Annotated in this window: 15 protein-coding genes; 6 read left to right on the forward strand and 9 right to left on the reverse strand. The window is 51.7% G+C overall.

Annotation, left to right across the window (positions count from 1 at the left end):
- Positions 1 to 10: 10 nt before the first annotated feature.
- The 9 genes from HK11_RS06010 to HK11_RS06050 all read right to left on the reverse strand — a co-directional run bounded on the left by HK11_RS06010 (position 11) and on the right by HK11_RS06050 (position 12,872).
- The gene (locus tag HK11_RS06010; RefSeq protein WP_086554430.1) at positions 11 to 877 is read right to left on the reverse strand and encodes a hypothetical protein; all 867 of its coding nucleotides are present in this window, start codon (positions 875 to 877) and stop codon (positions 11 to 13) included.
- Positions 874 to 1,833, reverse strand: coding sequence for an MlaD family protein (locus HK11_RS06015; RefSeq protein WP_086554431.1), 960 nt, complete (start codon positions 1,831 to 1,833; stop codon positions 874 to 876). Before HK11_RS06015 ends, HK11_RS06010 begins: the two co-directional genes overlap by 4 nt.
- A complete protein-coding gene (locus HK11_RS06020; RefSeq protein WP_086554432.1) occupies positions 1,833 to 2,534 on the reverse strand; it encodes an ABC transporter ATP-binding protein in 702 nt (233 codons plus the stop codon). Before HK11_RS06020 ends, HK11_RS06015 begins: the two co-directional genes overlap by 1 nt.
- A gap of 2 nt (positions 2,535 to 2,536) precedes the next feature.
- A complete protein-coding gene (locus HK11_RS06025) occupies positions 2,537 to 3,439 on the reverse strand; it encodes an ABC transporter permease (RefSeq protein WP_086554433.1) in 903 nt (300 codons plus the stop codon).
- A complete protein-coding gene (locus HK11_RS06030; protein ID WP_086554434.1) occupies positions 3,436 to 5,772 on the reverse strand; it encodes an adenylate/guanylate cyclase domain-containing protein in 2,337 nt (778 codons plus the stop codon). The genes HK11_RS06025 and HK11_RS06030 overlap by 4 nt, the downstream gene beginning before the upstream one ends.
- A 113-nt stretch (positions 5,773 to 5,885) precedes the next feature.
- Positions 5,886 to 7,373 (reverse strand): Ppx/GppA family phosphatase, encoded by a 1,488-nt coding sequence (locus HK11_RS06035; RefSeq protein WP_086554435.1) that lies wholly within the window; start codon positions 7,371 to 7,373, stop codon positions 5,886 to 5,888.
- Between the two features lie 15 nt (positions 7,374 to 7,388).
- Positions 7,389 to 9,650 (reverse strand): RNA degradosome polyphosphate kinase, encoded by a 2,262-nt coding sequence (locus tag HK11_RS06040; protein WP_255375968.1) that lies wholly within the window; start codon positions 9,648 to 9,650, stop codon positions 7,389 to 7,391.
- A gap of 120 nt (positions 9,651 to 9,770) precedes the next feature.
- Positions 9,771 to 11,858, reverse strand: coding sequence for a S46 family peptidase (locus tag HK11_RS06045; protein WP_086554437.1), 2,088 nt, complete (start codon positions 11,856 to 11,858; stop codon positions 9,771 to 9,773).
- A 273-nt stretch (positions 11,859 to 12,131) separates the two neighbouring features.
- Positions 12,132 to 12,872: a chromosomal replication initiator DnaA gene (locus HK11_RS06050; RefSeq protein ID WP_086554512.1), complete on the reverse strand. Its 741-nt coding sequence runs from the start codon at positions 12,870 to 12,872 to the stop codon at positions 12,132 to 12,134.
- A 205-nt stretch (positions 12,873 to 13,077) separates the two neighbouring features.
- On the opposite strand from HK11_RS06050, the gene purM reads away from it, so the two are divergent.
- Genes purM through HK11_RS06080 form a run of 6 tightly spaced genes read left to right on the forward strand, consistent with a single transcriptional unit; the run spans position 13,078 to position 20,120 of the window.
- Positions 13,078 to 14,157: a phosphoribosylformylglycinamidine cyclo-ligase gene (purM, locus tag HK11_RS06055; RefSeq protein WP_086554438.1), complete on the forward strand. Its 1,080-nt coding sequence runs from the start codon at positions 13,078 to 13,080 to the stop codon at positions 14,155 to 14,157.
- A 2-nt stretch (positions 14,158 to 14,159) separates the two neighbouring features.
- Positions 14,160 to 14,777, forward strand: a complete 618-nt coding sequence (gene purN, locus HK11_RS06060) for a phosphoribosylglycinamide formyltransferase (protein WP_086554439.1) — start codon at positions 14,160 to 14,162, stop codon at positions 14,775 to 14,777.
- Between the two features lie 52 nt (positions 14,778 to 14,829).
- Positions 14,830 to 16,164, forward strand: coding sequence for an RsmB/NOP family class I SAM-dependent RNA methyltransferase (locus tag HK11_RS06065; RefSeq protein WP_086554440.1), 1,335 nt, complete (start codon positions 14,830 to 14,832; stop codon positions 16,162 to 16,164).
- A gap of 54 nt (positions 16,165 to 16,218) precedes the next feature.
- Positions 16,219 to 16,878 carry a ribulose-phosphate 3-epimerase gene (rpe, locus tag HK11_RS06070; RefSeq protein ID WP_086554441.1) on the forward strand — a complete coding sequence of 220 codons (660 nt, stop codon included), beginning with the start codon at positions 16,219 to 16,221 and terminating at the stop codon, positions 16,876 to 16,878.
- Positions 16,879 to 16,928: 50 nt separating this feature from the next.
- Positions 16,929 to 19,001 (forward strand): heparinase II/III family protein, encoded by a 2,073-nt coding sequence (locus tag HK11_RS06075; RefSeq protein ID WP_086554442.1) that lies wholly within the window; start codon positions 16,929 to 16,931, stop codon positions 18,999 to 19,001.
- Positions 19,002 to 19,004: 3 nt separating this feature from the next.
- Positions 19,005 to 20,120 (forward strand): glycosyltransferase family 4 protein, encoded by a 1,116-nt coding sequence (locus HK11_RS06080; protein WP_086554443.1) that lies wholly within the window; start codon positions 19,005 to 19,007, stop codon positions 20,118 to 20,120.
- Positions 20,121 to 20,127 lie beyond the last annotated feature (7 nt).

The raw sequence follows: 20,127 nt of genomic DNA on the forward strand, positions 1-20,127 counted from the left end.
AAATATCGTTTTACTGCGCAGGCGGGGCCAGAGGATGCAATAAAACGCCACCTGCGAGCTGCCCCCACTGATCGGCATCTTTTTGCATCTGACTGCCAGACTGCGCTGCAGCACTCTGAGCCGCACGAGCCCATAAAGAAGCTGCACCTGCATGATCGCCCGAGATGCTGGCGGCACGCGCTGCCAGAGCCAGAGCTCTCGACATTTCGTTATACGAACCCTCATCTCGTCTCAGGTCAGCAACCTCACGGGCAAGAGACATAGCCTGAGCCGGGTTGGTTTTAATGAGAGACAGTGCCTCAATCTCTTTTTTATCAGCCAGCACAGAAACAGAAACCGGCTTTTTCATATTATGAAGGCGTGTATATGCACGTTGTAAAGCGGCATTATCACCACTGTCATACCCTGCCAGCCCCATAATAAGCGCTGCACGACCTGCAAGGTCTTTATCAGCCTCAGCCATAGGCGCCGCAGCATCCTCTATCGCCTGCGTATAATTTTTCAGCTGATAGTAAGCAGCTGCCTGGACCAGCTTTAACGATACGACTGACGTATCATGGCGAATAAGAAGTGTCTGACTAACGTCCTGAACTGTCTTTAAAGCATCCTGCGGCTGACCCGCCGCGAGCTGAGATACTGCCAGGTTATAACCAGCCTCGGCCATTGCCGGACCGTCATCACGCTTAAGAGCCTGCTGCCCGGCCGTGCGATATTCACTCATCGCGACCTTATAGCGCTTCAGGTCAAAAGCGCTCTCACCCGTGTCCATTGCCTGAGCATAAACAGAATCATCAAAAGCCGCTGGTGCCGGCTGTGACGTACTACCGCAGGCGGCGAGAGACATCAGCGCGGCGGATGAAAGAATTATTTTTTTCATGGCTGCACCCTGCGTGGTGGCAACCAGCCTTTTTTACTGTTTTTTGGCTGCCCTGAACCGCCAAGTAACCACATGCCACGCAGCTGGTTTGTAAGTTTCTGAAGGCTGTAAAGAGTTGTCTGAGCCTGGGTCAGCAACGCAGGCAGATCAGCTGTACTGTCCTGCACACTGGCCGCGATTGCCGGCAGATGCGGTGTCGTTTTTGCCAGGTCACCCGACATCGACTTTACATTTCCCATTGTTGCGTCAGCTTTACTCATGATAGTCGCCATCTGATTTTCTATCGGCTTCAGCTGATTAATGACCGTATTGAGTGATACGATTGTTTTCTCTGCATCTTTAATCAGTGCATCATTGGTCAGAAGCTGGCCAACAGAGCCTTTTCCTTCGTGCATAGCCGTCATAGTGGCATCAAGCTCAGCCATCATATGACGCGCACTCTCCAGTGTAGGAACAATCTGCGTCTTAATATCATTCAGCGTTGCTGTGATCATATCACCAGGATTAGGAGCCGGCGTCGCACTGATAACAGCATAATCCCAGTTCATCGGGGCACCATATCCCCGGTTCAGATCAAGATAAGACGACCCTGCCACAATAAACTGCTTGCGAATAATTGCCGTACTGTCACGACGGATAAAGGGCTTAGCCTGCAGGTCAAGGTCAACAATTACATACATATCGCCTGAAGGGTTCAGCTTGATGGAACGAATAGTGCCGGCATGCGCCCCCAGTAACTGAACATCACCCCCGACGGTCAGCCCCTCAACACCACCTGCGGGCAGTGTAACGCGTAAGATAGCCGGTGGCGTCAGCCAGTCACGCAGCACCCCGGCCTCGACGATAACCCCACCGAAGGCTACCAGGCTCAGTATTACCAGGAGCCCCACCCACTCGTCCGTATATCGGAGTGAGATTAATGGCTTAACTTTCTGTCGTAAACGAATCTGAAACATTAGCCTGCCCGCACCGCCACGAGTCCATCATCCACAAGGCGCCACATACTGGTGGCTAACTGACGATAGCGCCTTTGCACTGTATTATTACGCACCAGCCAGATTACTCCAGCTTCTTTATTTCGGGCTGCAACAACAGCACCAACAAAAGCCTCTTCAAGATCAGCAGGGCATGCCTCCAGCAGATTTTCGAGAAGAAGAATCTGAGGATTACCTAAAAATGCCCTGACACAGGATGCCCTGATAAGGTCTGTCTCAGAAAGCATATCCGGACGTAACACTGGCAAACCTGGCAAACCAAACCAGCTACTCAGCTGTGTTGCCTCAATAACAACCTCACTCATATCACGCGTCGTATGATGTAGCTGCTGCAGGCCTATTCCCATATAAGTGCCCAGAAAATCAGGCCAGCTGGGACGGTGTGACATCCGTCCAATCCGTCCGCGCAGAGCATTTTTCTCCCGGTCGCGTAAATCTGCCCAGTCAAGCCCCATAAATTTAACCGCACCATCAACCAGCGGGACAAGCCCTGAGCACATATCTGCAAAAGCGGTAGCCCGGCTGTTGTCACGCACTTCTATGATAGCGCACTCACCAGGCATCAGTTTCATACTGAATGGTACAGGTGGTAACCCACTCTCATCAAATGACGGAACAGCTTTATTCAGCTCTAAAACCGGACCTGTTGCACGTGTGTACATATTCAGAAATCCAGACTAAACAAAACGCTGACAGCCATAACAATCAACATACCGCGGGAAAATCCGCGAGGTAAAAGCGTACGAAGGTTATCCTGACTGGTCGCAGTCAGCCCTGTAATACAGGAACCAACCCCTACCACAAACCCGACAGTAACAAATTTCAGAGGGATCATAATATAATCTGCCGTAGACATGGCAGAAATAACATCATTAAAAAAAGACCATACCGGACTTGTCACAACTCCCGAAACGCGACTGATAATATACCCGGTCAACAGTGACGCGATTGAAAAGACTATGCCCAGCGTAAAACCGGCAACGGTGAACGCAAGGGTACGAGGCATAACAAGCAGCAAAAATGGGTCGATGCCCTGTGCCTGAAATGAGCGGATCTGCCCGCCTGTTGTCAGAAGGCCAAGCTCTGTTACAGACAGCATGCCATTACGACCGAGTAGCAAAATACCGACCAGAATAGGCGCTATCTCACGGACAACCACGTTAATCAGGATAGAGCCGGTCATTTTGGCCATACCAGCCACACCAAGCCAGTATATTGTTTGTGAAACCGCAGCGACGCCGGTAAGTGTTCCTGCAAAGAGCGTTGCAATTAAACCACCACCAATCACGCTGTTCATGGTCGTGCCAAATTCATAACGCACTGTACGTCGCCAGGCATTCTGACTGATACTCTCAAACAGAACCCCCCAGCAGGCCCCCAGCATCACCAGAAAAAACCAGACCTGATGGCGCACAAGCCGCCCAAGCGCCCCTGTTTTTTTTACCAGCCACAAAAAAAGACGCAGCAGGAGGCTCTGCTTCTGATGCATCTGAATGCTATCGCTAAGAATAGCATCATTTTCATCACCGCCACCCTGTGCAGGCAGTTTGCTCTCCCCCCCGCTCATCGGTGTGCTGCCAGAATGTAAGCGCGGCTCAGACCGAGGTGAGGCGCAAAGAAGGTTCCTCTGCTACGGAACAGATAGCGGTCACGCAACACAGTATAAACACGTTCTGTCACCTGAACGGTACCCGCGCCCGCTGCCCCCTGCGCCATCAGTTCGGCGACTGAAACTGTCTGCCCCCAGAGGTTAAACACTTTGGGCTCATGTCCGACCTCACGACCAAAAGCAGCCCCGTAATCAAGACCCATCGTAAAGACAGGTTCAAGGTTAGCGCCGGCCAGGGCGGCCATAAATGCCTCACGCATTGACAGGGCTGCATTGGCAATGCGCAGCAGAGCCGTTGGGTCTTCTGCATCTGTACAGCCTGCCGTACAGATCATACGATGCCCGGCAATTTTTACGGCAAAAAGCTGCTGTTCTGTAGCGATACGCTGCACTTCACAGGCAAGACGATCTATCAGCTGAAGCAATTCTACTGTTTCTGTATCAGAATGTAAGACAGGGTCGGTGAAAACAACAACCAGCACGGCAACGTGATGATAGACACCTGAAGTCTCAGCCAGAGCAGCCTTTGAATCTGCATTCAGCACGGTGTCAAAATGTGGTTTCAGCCCGGAGACCACCTGTGGCACATCATTATCACCAGCAATAATTTTGCCAGAGTCAGCATCGTTAAACCCTGTTGTACGATCACCGTACAAACTGGCAAAGCGCACAGCAACAATAGAAGATATCAGATCAACAAAATAAAGAAGGTGACCAACAGATGACGCATCTTCGAGAACTACTGCGCCAACAACTTCACCGGCTCCGCGCGCAGGATGAACCACGACCCGCTCAGTGCCGATCTCTCGCATAACCAGCCTTTCAAACTGTGTTGTGCGTGTATCGCCGGTCGCATCGTCAACGGAGAAATTTTCACCATCTTCGAGGGCCTTAAAAAACTCCTCCATATCCTGACGAAACATTTCAAATCCGCCGGAATGTGTATCCTGCTTACTGTCATAGGAATCTTCACAGATCATCGCTGAGCCATCATGCAGAAAACGCCAGACACTCACACGACGTGCACCGGTAATGTCAGCCAGCTGCTCAGTCAGGACCAGAGGTTCACTGGGGTCATCAAATAAATGCGGTGTTGATGATATCTGCTGAACTGAAGCGGCCTCACGCGCGACCTGTCGTTGCTGCGCGACAAGTAATCGGTCTGTACGATCTGTTCTGCGCACCTGGCGGGCCAGCAACCCGGCAAGAATTAAAGAGAAAACAATAATAACAGCAGCAAACTGCAAACTCTGCTTGCTACTCTGACGGGCAAAATTCGAAAAATCACTCTCAGGTGCAGACAACAGCAGCACCCAGCTTTCTGACGAATTCTTAAGAGGAGACGTCATCGTAACATACGGCTTACCATCAGCCGTGAAGCTACGAGGCCCGAACCCCCGCACACGATAATGATCAAAACCCATAGCCAGAATAGGCGAGGTTTTGGCATTAAGTACCATCTTTGCCGGGTCCCAGTCAGCTTCCTTAGCCAGCTTCATCAGATGCCGGCCAGCGATGACCCTCCCCTCCGTATCCAGAATGATAGCATTGCCGGTTTTACCGACCTTCATTCTATCAAGAAAACCGCTCAGCTCATTAAGTGAAATATTTGTAGCGAAAACAACAGTCTGACTATCAATCCCCTTAAATCTCAAAGCACTGGTCATAATAAACTGACCACTGGACGGAAAGAGATACGGCTGTGTCCACTGCACTGCATCTTTATGCTCCGTCACTTTATACCAGGGACGCAGACGCGGATCATACTCACCTGCCGGATCACTTGCCTCACCGAGCTGCACACCGTCATTGTTATAATAAATGTGATGAAAAACTTTATGCCCCTGAGTTCCCTCAAGAGTTGTCTGCTCAATATTTTTTCTGTCTTTCGTCCGGGCAATCATCGTAAAATTGCCCCTGGCGTCGGCCAGGTAGAATGACTCAATTTGTGGTATATTATGCAGCATTGCGCTGCCATATGAAAAAAAGACACGCTTCTGTACAGCAACAGGCACATGCTCGATCATCCCGCTGGCAACAATATTACCAGCTGAGGCAGGCATGATATAATCTGAAACTTCCTGAGAAATATAACGCTGCACGGCATCCAGCAGCTCATGCGTCAGCGTTCGCACCCCTGTTCGCGTGGTGTTATACGAGTGCATGCCAATAACGACGATAGCAAGAACACTGAGCACCAGAGCAAGGCCTGGCAGCACAAGATGAAATAATATACGCCTGACAGAAAAATCGCTTTGTTTCGTCGGGTCAATTATTTCTTCAGAAGACACGATTTTTTTCCACTAAAATCTGAATACTCTTTGCTGATGCAAAGAGGGTATTCTTTTTTTATAAAAACACACCATAATCTTGCACAAAAAAGATCAGATTAACCAAATATTTTTTATGAATCTGCTTCTTCAATGCGCACTGGCAATGACATAGCCTGACCAACCCGGGCCAGTCCACGCCTTACACTATCCCCTTTTACTGCCACACATGACGAACTCAGCCGCAAAACAAGTTCTTTACGCTGGCTGACGAGTTCCGTCCCCTCAAGCAGAGCTGCGGTTCCACCTGCAACAGAATATGCAAGCCGCAATGCCTGCCCAAGTATTATCGCACGATTCCACTCATCATCTTCAAGCAAAATTCGTGATGTTGATAAATATGCCTCATCAGAAACAGCAGAATATCTGACCGCCAGGGCCAGGGCCAGCCATGCACGGGCCTTATGATCAAAGCCGGTACCCTGCAGCCTTAATACACGCCAGTATGTCTGCTCAGCACGATATTCAGGATGATCATGACTACCAACATCTGAAATACGACAGGCAATACGGCGCAGTCGATTCTGGCGCTTTGTTTCTTTTATAAACAAAGAATCAGTCCACCGCAGCAGCACGCCTGGCATCTTCATGCTTCGCCCGAGCCGCAGACACATATCCTGCGCCACAACCTCCATCGGGTCCTGCTCAAGGCAGTCAGGGGCGACATTAAGCATGTACCACCCCTCACGCAGACCATCGACACAAAACACAACCCGCTCAGGCTGTATTTTTCTCAGCAGACGGCGCAGCACAGTTGCGGCAAAAGGTATATCTGACAAACGCTTTTTAGGAGACCCTGACAACCGCTCAAGCCCGCGGCGTGGTGCATGCAACAGCCAGCCGGTCATCTCACGTGCCTCTTCAGCATCAAGCGTATAGTAATGAATAATATTAAGAGGATACTGCATACGGGCAATATGCAGGCGGGCCAGTGCACGAAATGCCCCGCCGACCAGATAAAGCGTACTGCCTTTAAGCTTACTCAGCCACCTTACATTATCAATATCGTCATCAGCCAGCTGCTTGGCTATTTTGATATCGCCCTGAGAGCGGTCTCCTAATCTGATTACACCAAGTGGTAACGTACTTGCATCATGACGACCTTTACGCGTCAGATTAATCAGCTCCAGAGAGCCCCCTCCGATATCTGCGACAATACCTGAAGCACCCGGGATGCCACACATCACACCAATAGCCGAATGGTCAGCCTCTTCTTCGCCTGAAAGAATGCGAATGGGCACGCCAGGCATATGGCTACGCAGTGCATCTATAAATCCCGGGCCATTTCTTGCATCACGCACGGCAGCCGTTGCCAGAATTTCAAACGGATCAGCATGCATAGCGCGGGCAATGGCATGAAAACGCTTCAGCACGTCCAGCGCAAGCGTTACACCCTCCTCATTGAGCATACCTGTCTGTGTCAGCCCTTTACCAAGGCGAAGCACTGCTTTTTCGTTAAAAATCGGAACAGGGTTGCGTGATACCCCTTCGAACACAACGAGACGGACGGAGTTCGACCCGAGATCGACTACAGCCGAACGACGAGGAATATCATTCTGCATTTCTGCTCTTTCTCTTTATGCGTCAAACATCAGGTTCTGAAAGGAAGACAACGTGGCAGGAGCCCTCACCCCTCCCTCATGAGCTGCCGAACCGCGCCCGGAAAGAGAAGAGTTTGTCATAAACCATTCATGCGCCGAGAAGGGCTTTCTGCCAGGAGCAACTCTGCGCCATTTACCATTGGGCTCAAGCATCCATGACTGCAGTGTATCTTTTATATTAGATACCATAATCTGACCGACAACCTGAGCATGCACCGTCGGGTTTGTGATCGGCACCATACTCTCAACCCGCCAGTCCATGTTACGTGTCATCCAGTCAGCGGACGAAATATAAACCCGGGCATGACGCGACGGCAGACGATGACCATTACCAAATACAAAAATACGGGAATGCTCCAGAAACCGCCCGACGATCGATTTCACCCGTATATTGTCTGAAAGACCAGGGACACCAGGGCGCAGACAACACATACCGCGCACAACAGCCGAGATCTTCACCCCTGCCTGTGATGCACGATACAAATGATCAATCAGCTCAGGGTCGACCAATGAATTCATTTTCAGCCAGATACTGGCCTGCTTCCCTGCTTTAGCCAGGCTGATTTCAGCATTAATCTGTTCAACCAGTGTCTTACGGATTGTAATAGGGGAAAATGATATTTCCTCCATTTCAGCCGGCAGCGCGTAACCCGTAACATAGTTAAATAACCGTGCAGAATCACGAGCCAGCTCTGGCTTGCAGGTAAAGAAAGACAAGTCTGTATAAATTCTGGCCGTAATGGGATGATAATTCCCCGTGCCAAAATGTGCATAAGAACGAACCTGGTTCCCTTCCCGCCGCACAACCAGGCTGAGTTTCGCATGTGTTTTCAGGTCAGCAAACCCAAAAACAACCTGCACACCGGCAGCCTCAAGCGCCCGGGAGAGGCGAATATTCGCCTCCTCATCAAAACGGGCCCGTAGCTCAACCATTGCTGTCACTGACTTGCCTGCTTCAGCCGCTTCTATCAGAGCCTTAACAATAGGAGAGTCACGGGACGTACGGTACAGAGTTTGCTTAATTGCAATGACATTAGGGTCAAGTGCAGCCTGCCGCAGAAACTGCACCACCACATCGAAGCTTTCAAACGGGTGGTGTACCAGCAGATCTTTTGCACGAATAGCAGCGAAACAATCGCCGTTAAAATCAAGAATACGCTCCGGGAAGCGTGGCGTATAAGGCGGGAAAAGCAGATCAGGCCTGTCATCGACTATCATCTGCTTCAGGTCAGAAACACCTATGATACCCGGGTGCACAATAATCTCTTCATCCGGCAGATCGAGGTCCGCCGCAATAGCCGAAGCAAGCTCTCTGGGAACGCACGCTTCCATGTCGAGATGGATAACCACACCACGGCGGCGGCGTTTTAATGCACTTTCATATGAGCGCACCAGATCTTCGGCTTCATCTTCAAACTCGACATCCGTGTCACGCACCACACGTAACATGCCGCTTTCGCCAATAACCAGACCAGGAAACAGTTTATCGATGCACAGCGCTATCATATCTTCAAGGCGAATGAAGCGCACTTTACGGCTGCCATTACCATCCCTGACAGGCAGACGAATAAAACGCTCAACCTGCGCAGGCAGAAGAATAAGCGCATTCATCACGAAATCGTCAGTTTCACAATTCAGCAGACGCAGGGCCAGAGCAAGACCCATATTGGGGATGAATGGTAACGGATGCGCTGAATCAACAACCAGCGGTGTCAGCACCGGAAAAATCCGGTCCATAAAACAGGAAACAAGCCAGGCACGATCGGCGTCATCAAGCTCTGGTATATCCTGCAATATAACATCAGACTCAGCGAGCAACGCTCTGAGCTCAAGCCATATTCGCTGCTGTTCATGCAGCAGCACAACAGAGCGTTCACGCACAGCATTTAACTGCTCTGCGGGAGTCAGACCATCGGGAGAGAACGCCGCAAGCCCTTCTCTTACCTGACCAACCAGACCAGCAACACGAACAGAATAAAATTCATCGAGGTTACTGGCGCTGATAGAAAGAAAGCGAAGCCGCTCAAGCAAGGGGTTGCGGGGGTTATCTGCCTCCTCAACAACGCGCTGATTAAAATCAAGCCATGAGAGCTCACGATTAATGAAACGCTCAGGGGAATCAGACGCGATCTGAGGCTTTACGGGTTTTTTTTTAGAAGGCGCAGTGGCACCAGGAGGGCGTTTTGCACGGCGTCTTATAGCAACACCGGTTTTATTGTCCTGCCTGCTCCGCACCACCACTGCTGTCTCCTTATTTTATATCGTCCTGACACTACCGCGCAGAACGTATAAATACAAAATATTTCAGCAGGATAAAATATGACATCCTGCTGAAACAGAGATCAGAAGCAAACTATTTTACAGATGTCCCTTTACCAGCTCATCTGCCAGCGCCTGATCTTTATAAACAACCTTCAATGCCTCGATAATAGCAGCACTATCAACAGCGACTGCTCTGTTATTGCTTTCATCATAGAAGAAATCTCCACCCAGAGAGTGAATATTCCCGTCAAAAATCAGGCCAACAGCATGTCCCTGGGCATCAATAACCGGAGAACCTGAATTACCGCCGATAATATCGTTGGTCGAAACAAAATCAAACGGCGTTTTCATGTTCAGATGCGCTTTAGCGTCAACCCATGGCTGGCTCAGCTTGTAGGGATCTGCGCCGGTGGCACGCTCATACAAGCCGGAGAAATACGTAAATGGCGGAATAGCGCGACCATCTTCGTTCCAGCCTTTAACCTGCCCAAAGGACAGACGCTGTGTAAAGGTTGCATCAGGATATGATGCCATACCGTCACGGGCAAAACGTGCTTTTGCCATTGCTTCAGAAGCCTGACGTGATGGAGCAAGCACATCATCATCCATCTGATGGCGCAGATTACGAGCTTCTGGCTCAATTTTTCTGGCCAGAACAATCATCGGATCATCTGATGCAGCAATCGCTTTTGCTCCACCTTTCCACAAGGCAAGACGCACAGCAGGATCAGCAAGCTTTGTGCCTCCCACAAGCTCATTCGCCAGCTCTTCAGGAGATGATTTGGCCAGGACAAGCTGTGTCAGCTTGCTGTCAGCGCCAAGAACCTGACGCAGTCTGGTCAGAGAAAATGCAAGTTCTGTTTTTTCCAGTTCAGGATACACAGGAGCCACTGACGCCAGTTCTGCCTCAAGAGCAGGAAGGTTAGCATCATGATACGCGCTCAGACGGCTGGCATCTGGCTTCTGACGCTCATCAGCAGCACGCACCAGCAGTTTTGCATAAGCAAACAGATCACCACCAAGACCTGAAGAGCGCTCAAGCATCATATAAGGCTTAAAAATCTGCTCTTCTACAGCTATAGCCTGGGTATTTTTAGCCCATGGATCGCCATAAAGTTTCTGACGTTCAGGGTCTGCATTGATCCAGTTCTTCAGTTCGGTTTCGCTTTTAACCTTTGCCATCAGAAACTTTGAATCAGCCAGCACAGGCACTCGTCCACGGAAAACTTTAAGGCTGTTTTCTATACCAAAAATACGCTCCTGCGCTTCCTGGCGATGGCTGGCACTTTCACGACTATACTGCCACAGCACACCATCAAGTGCTGAGTAAGCATCTGTCACGAACGGAACCATCACATTGCGACGAAATTCCAGATCAGCCAGAGGCAGCTCGCGCTCGGTCGAACCAGGGTTGCCTGAGGTAAAGACCAGCTGCCCTGCTGCCGGGCCGACCGGATCAAATGGCAGATAAGAAGAAACTTTGGCAGGCTTGCCATTTTCATAAACCCGCAAAAACGCCATATCGAGGTCATAACGCGGGAAATTAAAGTTGTCCGGGTCACCACCAAAGAATGCCGCATTCTGGTCAGGAGCCATAACCATACGGACATCCTGATAACGGTGGTATTTATACAGCGCTATGCGACCACCATGATACAGGCTGACAACCTCACAGCGCCAGGTTTTGGCATCTGTGCCGGCACATTCTTTTTCAATAGCACTCTCTTCAGCCTGACGAGCCTTTGTATAAGCCTCACCATCTTTGCCTTTGAGCGCCGCCTGCATCCGGTCTGTTACGTCCGTAATGCTGTCAAGCTGATTAAGTTCCATCGCCGGGCAGTTCTGCTCCTGGGCCGGAGATGCGGTATAATAACCATCCTGAAAATAATTATGTTTTGAATCAGAAAGCTGCTGCAGGCAGGTGTTCGCACAGTGATGGTTGGTCATTACGAGACCATCTGCTGACACAAAAGAGGCTGAGCACCCAAGCGCCAGTCGCGCAGAAGATTTGGTGACGTGCTCAATCCATTTTTGTGTGGGCGTAAAATTATACCGCTCTGCCAGTTGTCTGACGGGCAGATTATCCATCGTCCACATGCCTTCATCGGCACGGGCGTCTGACAGCATCACAGACCCGCAGGCCAGAATGCCGAACAACGACGCGTATTTTACAATTCCTGCCATATGCTCACCCGATTATCCTGTTTTGTACAAAATACGTTACAATATTACATTCGCGGCTATCCTGACCTGAATACCCCCTCAGAGCAAGACTACAGGCAAACCATAAAACCCCTGATTTTCACTTACAAAAGCTCCGTCCCAAAGGTGGTTTTTGCACTTCATGCGTAAAAACAGGCCGGGCTTTTACGTTTATTTCGCATTCGTAAAATTTACTGATATCTTTAGTACGCAAACAGCATTACGGTCGAAGAAACCAGAAAATAAAAAAAATTCTCAGAATGTATCTGAGTGGCCATTTATCTGCTCAAGAACCTCCTGAGCCAGCTTACGGGTCACCTTCCCTCCGGATTCCAGAGCCAGATTATCCAGCCGCTCTGTCATATCTCTGATCACACCAGCATTGCGTGGCAGGCGCCTGAGCAGCCAGTCTGTAACTGACTGCCCCACCACAATTTGACGTTCAGCCAGCAAACGCAAAAATAAACGCCGCAGCAAAGCCTCTTCTGCCGGACCAATGGGCACAGAAGTCGTGGCACGCAAACGGCTCACCAGATCTGGCAGAGCGACAGACCAGCGTGCAGGAGGTGTACGGGCAGTCATTAAAAGAGAAATGCGCCGCTCACGTGACATATTAATAAGATGCAGCAGGTCACGCTCCTGCGACACACAATCTGCATTATCAAGTGCCAGAGCACTCAGCTTTTCATGCGAAAGAGCAGCAACATCTGCATTACAGAGACGGGTTCCATCGATAACGGGTGCACCGTGCCGCCCTGACCAGACCGAAAGCAGATGCGTTTTGCCTGTACCCTCATCACCCCACAACACCAGACGACCCTCTGGCCACTGCCACCGGGCCTCCGGATCCAGAACCCAGATACGCGCCGCTGCATTAGAGGGGGCTGCAACAAAATCAGATCGTTCGAATCGGGAATGACGCATAAATGGCAACGCTGTCTGCCCGTTTCCTCTTACTGACGATGCTGTCTGAAAAACTTCCTGAGCTGATTTCACCCCGCCTTCTTTGGCCAGTTTTTCCTTCTGATCGAAGGTTTTTCCCTGCCTTTTCAGAAATTCGGGGTTATCATGCACTGATTTTTATTCCGTTATTCCGTTTCAAGCCGCTTTGCGTGTCGCGCGACCTGCCGTAAAGACTTCCTCACAAATCTGTACACTCTGTACCATCACATCGATTCCTTAGCAAAGTAAGTGTGCCATTATGACGTCTTCTTCCAGTTCATCCTCCGGTCTGACATATCGTGACTCTGGTGTGGATATTGAAGCAGGAGAAGCCCTGATCGATGCCATCCGCCCGGCTGCCAGCGCGACCGATCGTCCTGGCACCATGGGTGGTCTTGGCGGCTTTGGTGCATTATTCGACCTGAAGGCTGCCGGCTTTAAAGACCCTGTTCTCGTTTCATGCACCGATGGTGTCGGCACGAAGCTGACCCTCGCCATTGAAACCGACCTGCATGAAACAATCGGCATTGACCTGGTTGCTATGTGCGTCAACGACCTGATTGTACAGGGTGCTGAGCCTCTGTTCTTCCTTGACTATTTTGCAACAGGCCGCCTCTCCGTTGACAACGCAACACGCATTGTCAGAGGCATTGCCCAGGGCTGTAAAGATTCCGGCTGTGCGCTGGTTGGTGGCGAAACTGCTGAAATGCCAGGGATGTATGCTGATGGTCATTACGATCTCGCTGGTTTCTCAGTCGGTGCGGCAGAGCGTGATAATCTGCTGCCCCGTAACATCGCAGCAGGCGACACACTGATTGCCCTGCCTTCATCAGGCATTCACTCCAACGGCTACTCACTTGCACGCCGTATCGTTGCTGATGCACATCTGACCTGGACAGACCCGGCTGCCTTCGCTCCGGGCCAGTCACTGGGTGAGGCACTGCTCACACCAACACGCCTGTATGTAAAACCTGTTCTGACTTTACATCGTGCAGGCCTTCTCCACGCGGCTGCCCACATTACCGGCGGCGGCCTGCCTGGTAATCTGCCTCGTGTTCTGCCCAATGGCCTTGACGCCGTTATCACTGCAGAGTGGCCGGTTCCTGGTGTATTCAGCTGGCTTGCCCGCACAGGCAATGTCGAAAATGAAGAGATGCTGCGCGTCTTTAACTGTGGCATTGGTATGGTGCTGATTACCGACAAACCTGATGACGTTCTGGCCATGCTCAGAGAGGCAGGAGAGCCTGCCACGGTAATCGGTCATATTGAGCAGGCCGCCGACAGCACCGCTAAAGCAGGTCTGAAAATGCAGGCCTGCCCTGATTTTCACCAGGTTTAAAAATGACTAAAACACCTGTCGCATTACTTATCAGTGGCCGGGGCAGCAATGCCACGGCTCTGATTGAAGCCTGCAAAGCAGAAAATTTTCCTGCGCAGGTCTGCATTGTTATCAGCAACAACCCTGAAGCTCCCGGACTTGAAGTTGCACGTCAGGCCGGCTTGCGCACCCAGGTTGTTGACCACCGCCCGTTTGGTAAAAACCGTGAAGCACATGAGCAGGCTTTGCATGCCTGCCTGACTGAAGCGGGAGCTGAACTGATATGCCTTGCCGGGTATATGCGTCTGCTCACCCCGTGGCTGACAAGCACCTGGGCCGGCCGGATGCTCAACATCCACCCCAGTCTTCTGCCTTCTTTCCCTGGCCTGCACACACATGAACGTGCTCTTGAAGCTGGTGTACGCTTACATGGCTGCACCGTTCATATCGTAACAGAAGATATGGATGAAGGGCCAGTTCTTGGTCAGGCGGCTGTACCTGTCCTGCCAGGCGACACGGCAGACGCTCTTGCCGCACGTGTTCTCAAGCAGGAGCACCGCCTTTACCCGACAGTTGTGAAGCATTTTCTGGACAAAACTGCTCCGGCCTGCCAGGGCGGGGAAGCATTACTGGTAGGCTGACCGCCCGCCCTTCGACATACTTCGCGCAGTTGCGCAATCTGATAGTGAGCTGATGACAGCAGAATCCCGCCGCCCTCATGGAAAACGCCCCCCTGCGCGCAAGAAAAATATACAGCCGCAGCCTGACCCGACGCGTGATGTCGCCTTTGATATCCTTTGTGGCGTAGTCGAGCACAGACGCATGCTTGAGGGTTCTCTCTCAAAGTCTGCGACACAACATAATGCTGAACCCCGTGACAGAGCAGCAGCCCACCGCCTGGCGGCAGCAACCTTACGCCATATGGGTACATTGCGGGCTGTGCTGGAACCCTTTTTACGCAAAGAGCCGCCTGAACCCGTACGTATTGCTCTGATGATGGGCTGCGCACAGCTTCTGTTCCTTGATGCGCCCCCTCATGCTGCTGTTGGCACAACTGTCTCTCTTCTGCGCCGTCGCAAGCTGGCTCCTTTTGCTGGTCTGGCAAATGCCGTACTACGTAAAGTTGCTGACCAGGGCAAAACGCTGCTGGATGGTATTGATCAGGAACGCCAGAACATTCCTGCATGGCTCTGGACAGCATGGAACAAACTGGGAAAAGGTACCCCGCGTGCTATTGCCCGTGAACTGTGTGATGAGGCACCTCTCGACCTGACATTGCGCCCTGGCATAACCTCCCCGCTGACAGAGATGGGGGTTGTATTGCCAAACGGTTCTGTACGCCTGCCTGCCGGCACGCGCGTCAGCGAACTTCCTGGTTATGATGAGGGCACATTCTGGGTACAGGACGCCGCAGCAACCCTGCCCGCACGGCTGCTTAATGCACAGGCCGGCGAACTGGTGGCAGATTTGTGTGCCGCACCGGGTGGTAAAACAGCTCAGCTCGCTTTTACTGGTGCAACAGTTACCGCTGTTGAACAAAACACCAGCCGCCTGAACCGCCTGCACGAAAATATGGAGCGTCTGGCATGCCCGGCAACCGTTATTCAGGCTGATGCCACCACATGGCAGCCTGACGCGTTGCAGGATGCTATTTTACTTGATGCTCCGTGCTCTGCGACCGGCACCATCCGCCGACACCCTGATGTACTGTGGGTCAAACGCCCGCAGGACCTGCCTGCCCTCACCAGGCAACAGGACCAGATGCTCGAAGCAGCCAGAACTATGCTCAAACCTGGCGGTCGCCTGATCTACGCGGTCTGCTCCCTCCAGGAAGAAGAAGGACCAGCAAGAGCACGCGCCGCCGTAGCCATGGGCTGGAAACCATCTCCGTTTACGGCTGAAGAACTCAGCTTTTTACCTGAGGCCCTGACGCCTGAAGGCTGGCTGCGCACCCACCCGGGCCTGTGGGCTGATAAGGGTGGTATGGACGGATTCTTTGCCGCACGTTTTATCTGTCCTGAAAGGTAAATTCTTTATCAGCGAGAGTTGCAAGTTGTCGTTTTATTGCCAATACTTCAATGCATGACAGCACTGACACGTACTCTTATCGCACCGAGCATCCTCTCCGCTGACTTTGCCCGCCTGGGTGAGGAAGTACAAGCCGTTGATAAAGCTGGCGCAGACTGGATTCATCTTGACGTGATGGACGGGCACTTTGTGCCCAACCTGTCGTTTGGCCCGCCTGTTGTCAAAGCACTGCGCCCTCACAGCACATTACCATTTGATGTGCACCTGATGATTGAGCCAGCTGACCCCTACCTTGAGGCCTTTGCAAAAGCCGGAGCCGATCACATTCTTGTGCATGTTGAAGCCGGTCCTCATGCGCATTACCTGCTTCAGCGCATACGAAAAATGGGCGTTAAACCAGGTATTGTTCTCTGCCCTGCGACCCCGCCTGAAGCGGTCAGTGAACTCCTCGATATTACTGATATTATTCTGGTCATGACGGTTAACCCAGGTTTTGGCGGCCAGGAATTTCTTCAGAGCCAGCTTGGGAAAATACGGCGTATACGTGACATGATCACGCACTCAGAGCGTGATATCAGACTATCTGTTGACGGTGGTATAAACCCGGAAACTGCACGACTGGCGGTGAATGCTGGCGCCGATACGCTTATTGCCGGCAGCTCCGTTTATAATCAAAGTGATTATGCTAAGGCCATCGCAGCATTACGCGTATAACTCTTATTTAAGTCTTTCTGTTCTCTAACCTCCGGAGCATATTTCCTCAGATGCCACTGCGCCGCTGGACCCGCGATACCCGCCTTGCTTTTGCCATGCGCAATCCGGTCAGGTGGAGAAAGCCAATGCCGGAGTCCCCGGCTCAGACCCTGCGCGACCCATGGCCGGGAAACCCCGCTACAGGCGAGCGTCTGGTCCATAACCAGACATACTTTGAGGGAGTAACCCGTAAGCTTCACTATGGCATCTGGGATGATTCCTCATGGCCCGAGACCTACCGCAGGTGGCTTCAGAGCTTTGAATGGCTGCGTGACCTGCGTGAACTGGGGGCCGAGTCTGCCCGTATCAAAGCGCGCAGCCTGGTCTCATCATGGATCCATATTCCTGCTGCTGAGCGCCAGGTTTCAGACCCGTCAGTTACCGGCACCCGCCTGACAGCCTGGCTTTCATATTACGATTTTTTTGCAGCGACTGCTGATGAACCTTTCCGTGAGGCTCTTATCAAAGCCCTGATTATGGAAGGGCGTTCTGTTATCGCTCTGATGCCCGAATATGCCAAAGGATGGCATGCGCTCACAGCTATGAAAGGGTTACTGGGTGTTGCTATCGCTCTGCCTCAGTTTAAAGAGTTTCTCGCATGTTATCTGAAGCTAAGCCCACACCTTATTACACAACAATTTCTGGCTGATGGCACTCATATTACGCGTAACCCTGACCATCAGCTCAAAGCTGTCAAAGAAATAGCTGAAATTCTGAGCTTTCATCAGACGGCGCGCCTGTCTATCCCCCCCAATCTGACCGCCATGACAGAACGTGCCGTCGCAGCCCTGCGCACTATGCGCCATAATGACGGCGGCCTCATGCTTTTTAATGGTAGTTCAGAGCATGATTCTGCGACAATTGAGCATATTCTGAACCGTGCCTCACGCTCACGTATTATGGCGTCAAGCCTGGCTGATGGCGGCTATACCCGCATGGCAAGTGGCCGTGCTTTGCTGATTGCTGATACTGCGACCTGCGCTCCTTCAGGCCATGACAAAACAGCCCATGCCGGTATGCTGTCATTCGAATTTGCATCAGGCCGCAGTCGTATCATCGTCAATTGTGGCTCCAGCACACAGCCCGGGTGGAATAAAGCGCTGCGACAGGCTGCTGCCCACTCTGTTCTTGAATTTCCGGATATCTCACCTGTCGATATCCAAAAAGATGGCAGCATTGCCCATCGCCCTAAGATTACAGCAGCCCAGGCCAGCCAGAGTGGAGCCAGCTGGCTCCACATGACGCATGATGGTTTTGAATCCCGGGGGGGTGGCATTTTTACACGCCTGCTTTATCTCAGTGCTGATGGTCAGAGTCTGCGCGGAGAAGACTCTCTGCCTGGCGGCACCCGGACTGATTTCTGCGTGCGCTTTCATCTGCACCCCAATGTTACAGTTGAAAAAACCAGTCATGGGCTCCTGTTACACACAGATGAAGAAAGCTGGCTGTTTCAGTCTGATGCTCTGGCAACAGTGGAAGAAAGCGTCTACCTTGGCACGTCACAACGACAGCCGACCCTCCAGATTGTACTGACTCCTTCTGTTCCTGAAAAAACACAGCCGGAAGAAAAAACAGAAGCTGTAGAAAACAGAGAAATACCTGTCTCTGACAATGCAGATCTGGCCCTTACGGAATCTGACGATACGGTCCCTGCCTTCCTGAATATGGCTCCGGTCAGTCCCGCTCCACAGGTTGCAGCAGAACAACAGGTCAGTATTCCTGAGCAGGAAGCACTTCTCTCCTTCACAGAAAACTCAGTGCCTGAAACCGGGGAAGAGGATGATTACGCACCAATTCCGCGTGATCCACCCCCGGCAGACAGCATCCCGACACTGTTCGAAGGCGTTACACGCCTGCAGTACGACAATACCCGCGCACGCAACCATGCCGCAGCCTCTCAGACCACGCTCAGCCGGGCAGAGGCCACTGCTGCACTCCATGCTCGTCGATTAGAAAAAGAAAGACAGATTACCCCTCAGGACACACCTTTGTCGGCTGAGTTCCTGGCCCGCCGGGGCCAGCAGACACAGCCTGTGCCGTGCCCCCCCATAAAATGGGCTCTCACACTGGTGAGTGAGCCGTAGCAGATGAAAATTCTTGAAGTCACAAATGTTGATTTCGCTCTGAACCACTTTCTCCTGCCATTAATGAGACGCTTAAGAGAAGAAGGGCATGAGGTGGTCGGTGTGTGTGCCGATGGACCTCTGCTCGACAGACCTCGCGCAGAAGGCTTTCGGATTGAAACTCTCCCCTTTGTCCGCTCTTTTTCTCTGCCCGGGCAAATCAGAGCTTTCTGGAGCCTCATTCGCCTCATAAAACGCGAAAAACCGGATATGGTACATGCTCATATGCCCATTAGTGGCATACTTGCGCGACTGGCTGCTGCCATATGCCGTGTTCCTGTCGTCGCCTATACATGTCATGGCTTTCTCTTTAATCAGCCAGGGTCAAAAGCACGCCGCATGCTGGCGGTTATGCTTGAAAAATTATGCGGACATCTGACAGATATCTATCTGACAGTATCCTCAGAAGAAGCAGAAGATGTCCGACGACTGCGAATCCATCCGCAGCCACACGCTGTTGGAAACGGGCGGGACAGCAGCGTTTTCAGGCCAGACCCTGAAGCAAGACAACGCATACGTGACAGTTTAATGACAACGGAAAGCACACCGGTTATCATCGCAGTGTCACGCCTGGTACGCCACAAAGGTTACCCCGAGCTGCTGGCAGCTATGGCCTCTGTACCGGATGCAGAGCTCTGGATAGTTGGAGAACGCCTCCCCTCAGATCACGGTGCTGATTTAGAGGCAAACTTTGAACAGGCACACTATATTCTGGGAAGCAGGCTGAAATGTCTGGGATACCGCACTGACATTCCCGCTCTTCTGGCTGCAGCGGATATTTTCACACTACCCAGCCACTTTGAAGGCCTGCCAATGTCGGTTATTGAAGCTATGATGACCGGGCTGCCTGTTGTCAGCACAGACATTAGCGGCCCCCGTGAACAGGTTATTCAGAATGTTACTGGTCTTCTTGTTCCGCCAGGCACGGCAGAACCCCTGGCGAAGGCTCTGAAAACACTCTCAGAAAACAGCACGCTGCGTCATCAGATGGGACAGGCCGGCCGACACAGAGCACTGGAATATTTTGAAGAAAAAAATATCATCAGCCACACTGTCAGACTACTGCTCTCAGGAGCCTGACTATAGT

This window comes from Acetobacter sp. DmW_043 (genome assembly GCF_002153485.1).
GTDB classification, from domain to species: Bacteria; Pseudomonadota; Alphaproteobacteria; order Acetobacterales; family Acetobacteraceae; genus Acetobacter; species Acetobacter thailandicus.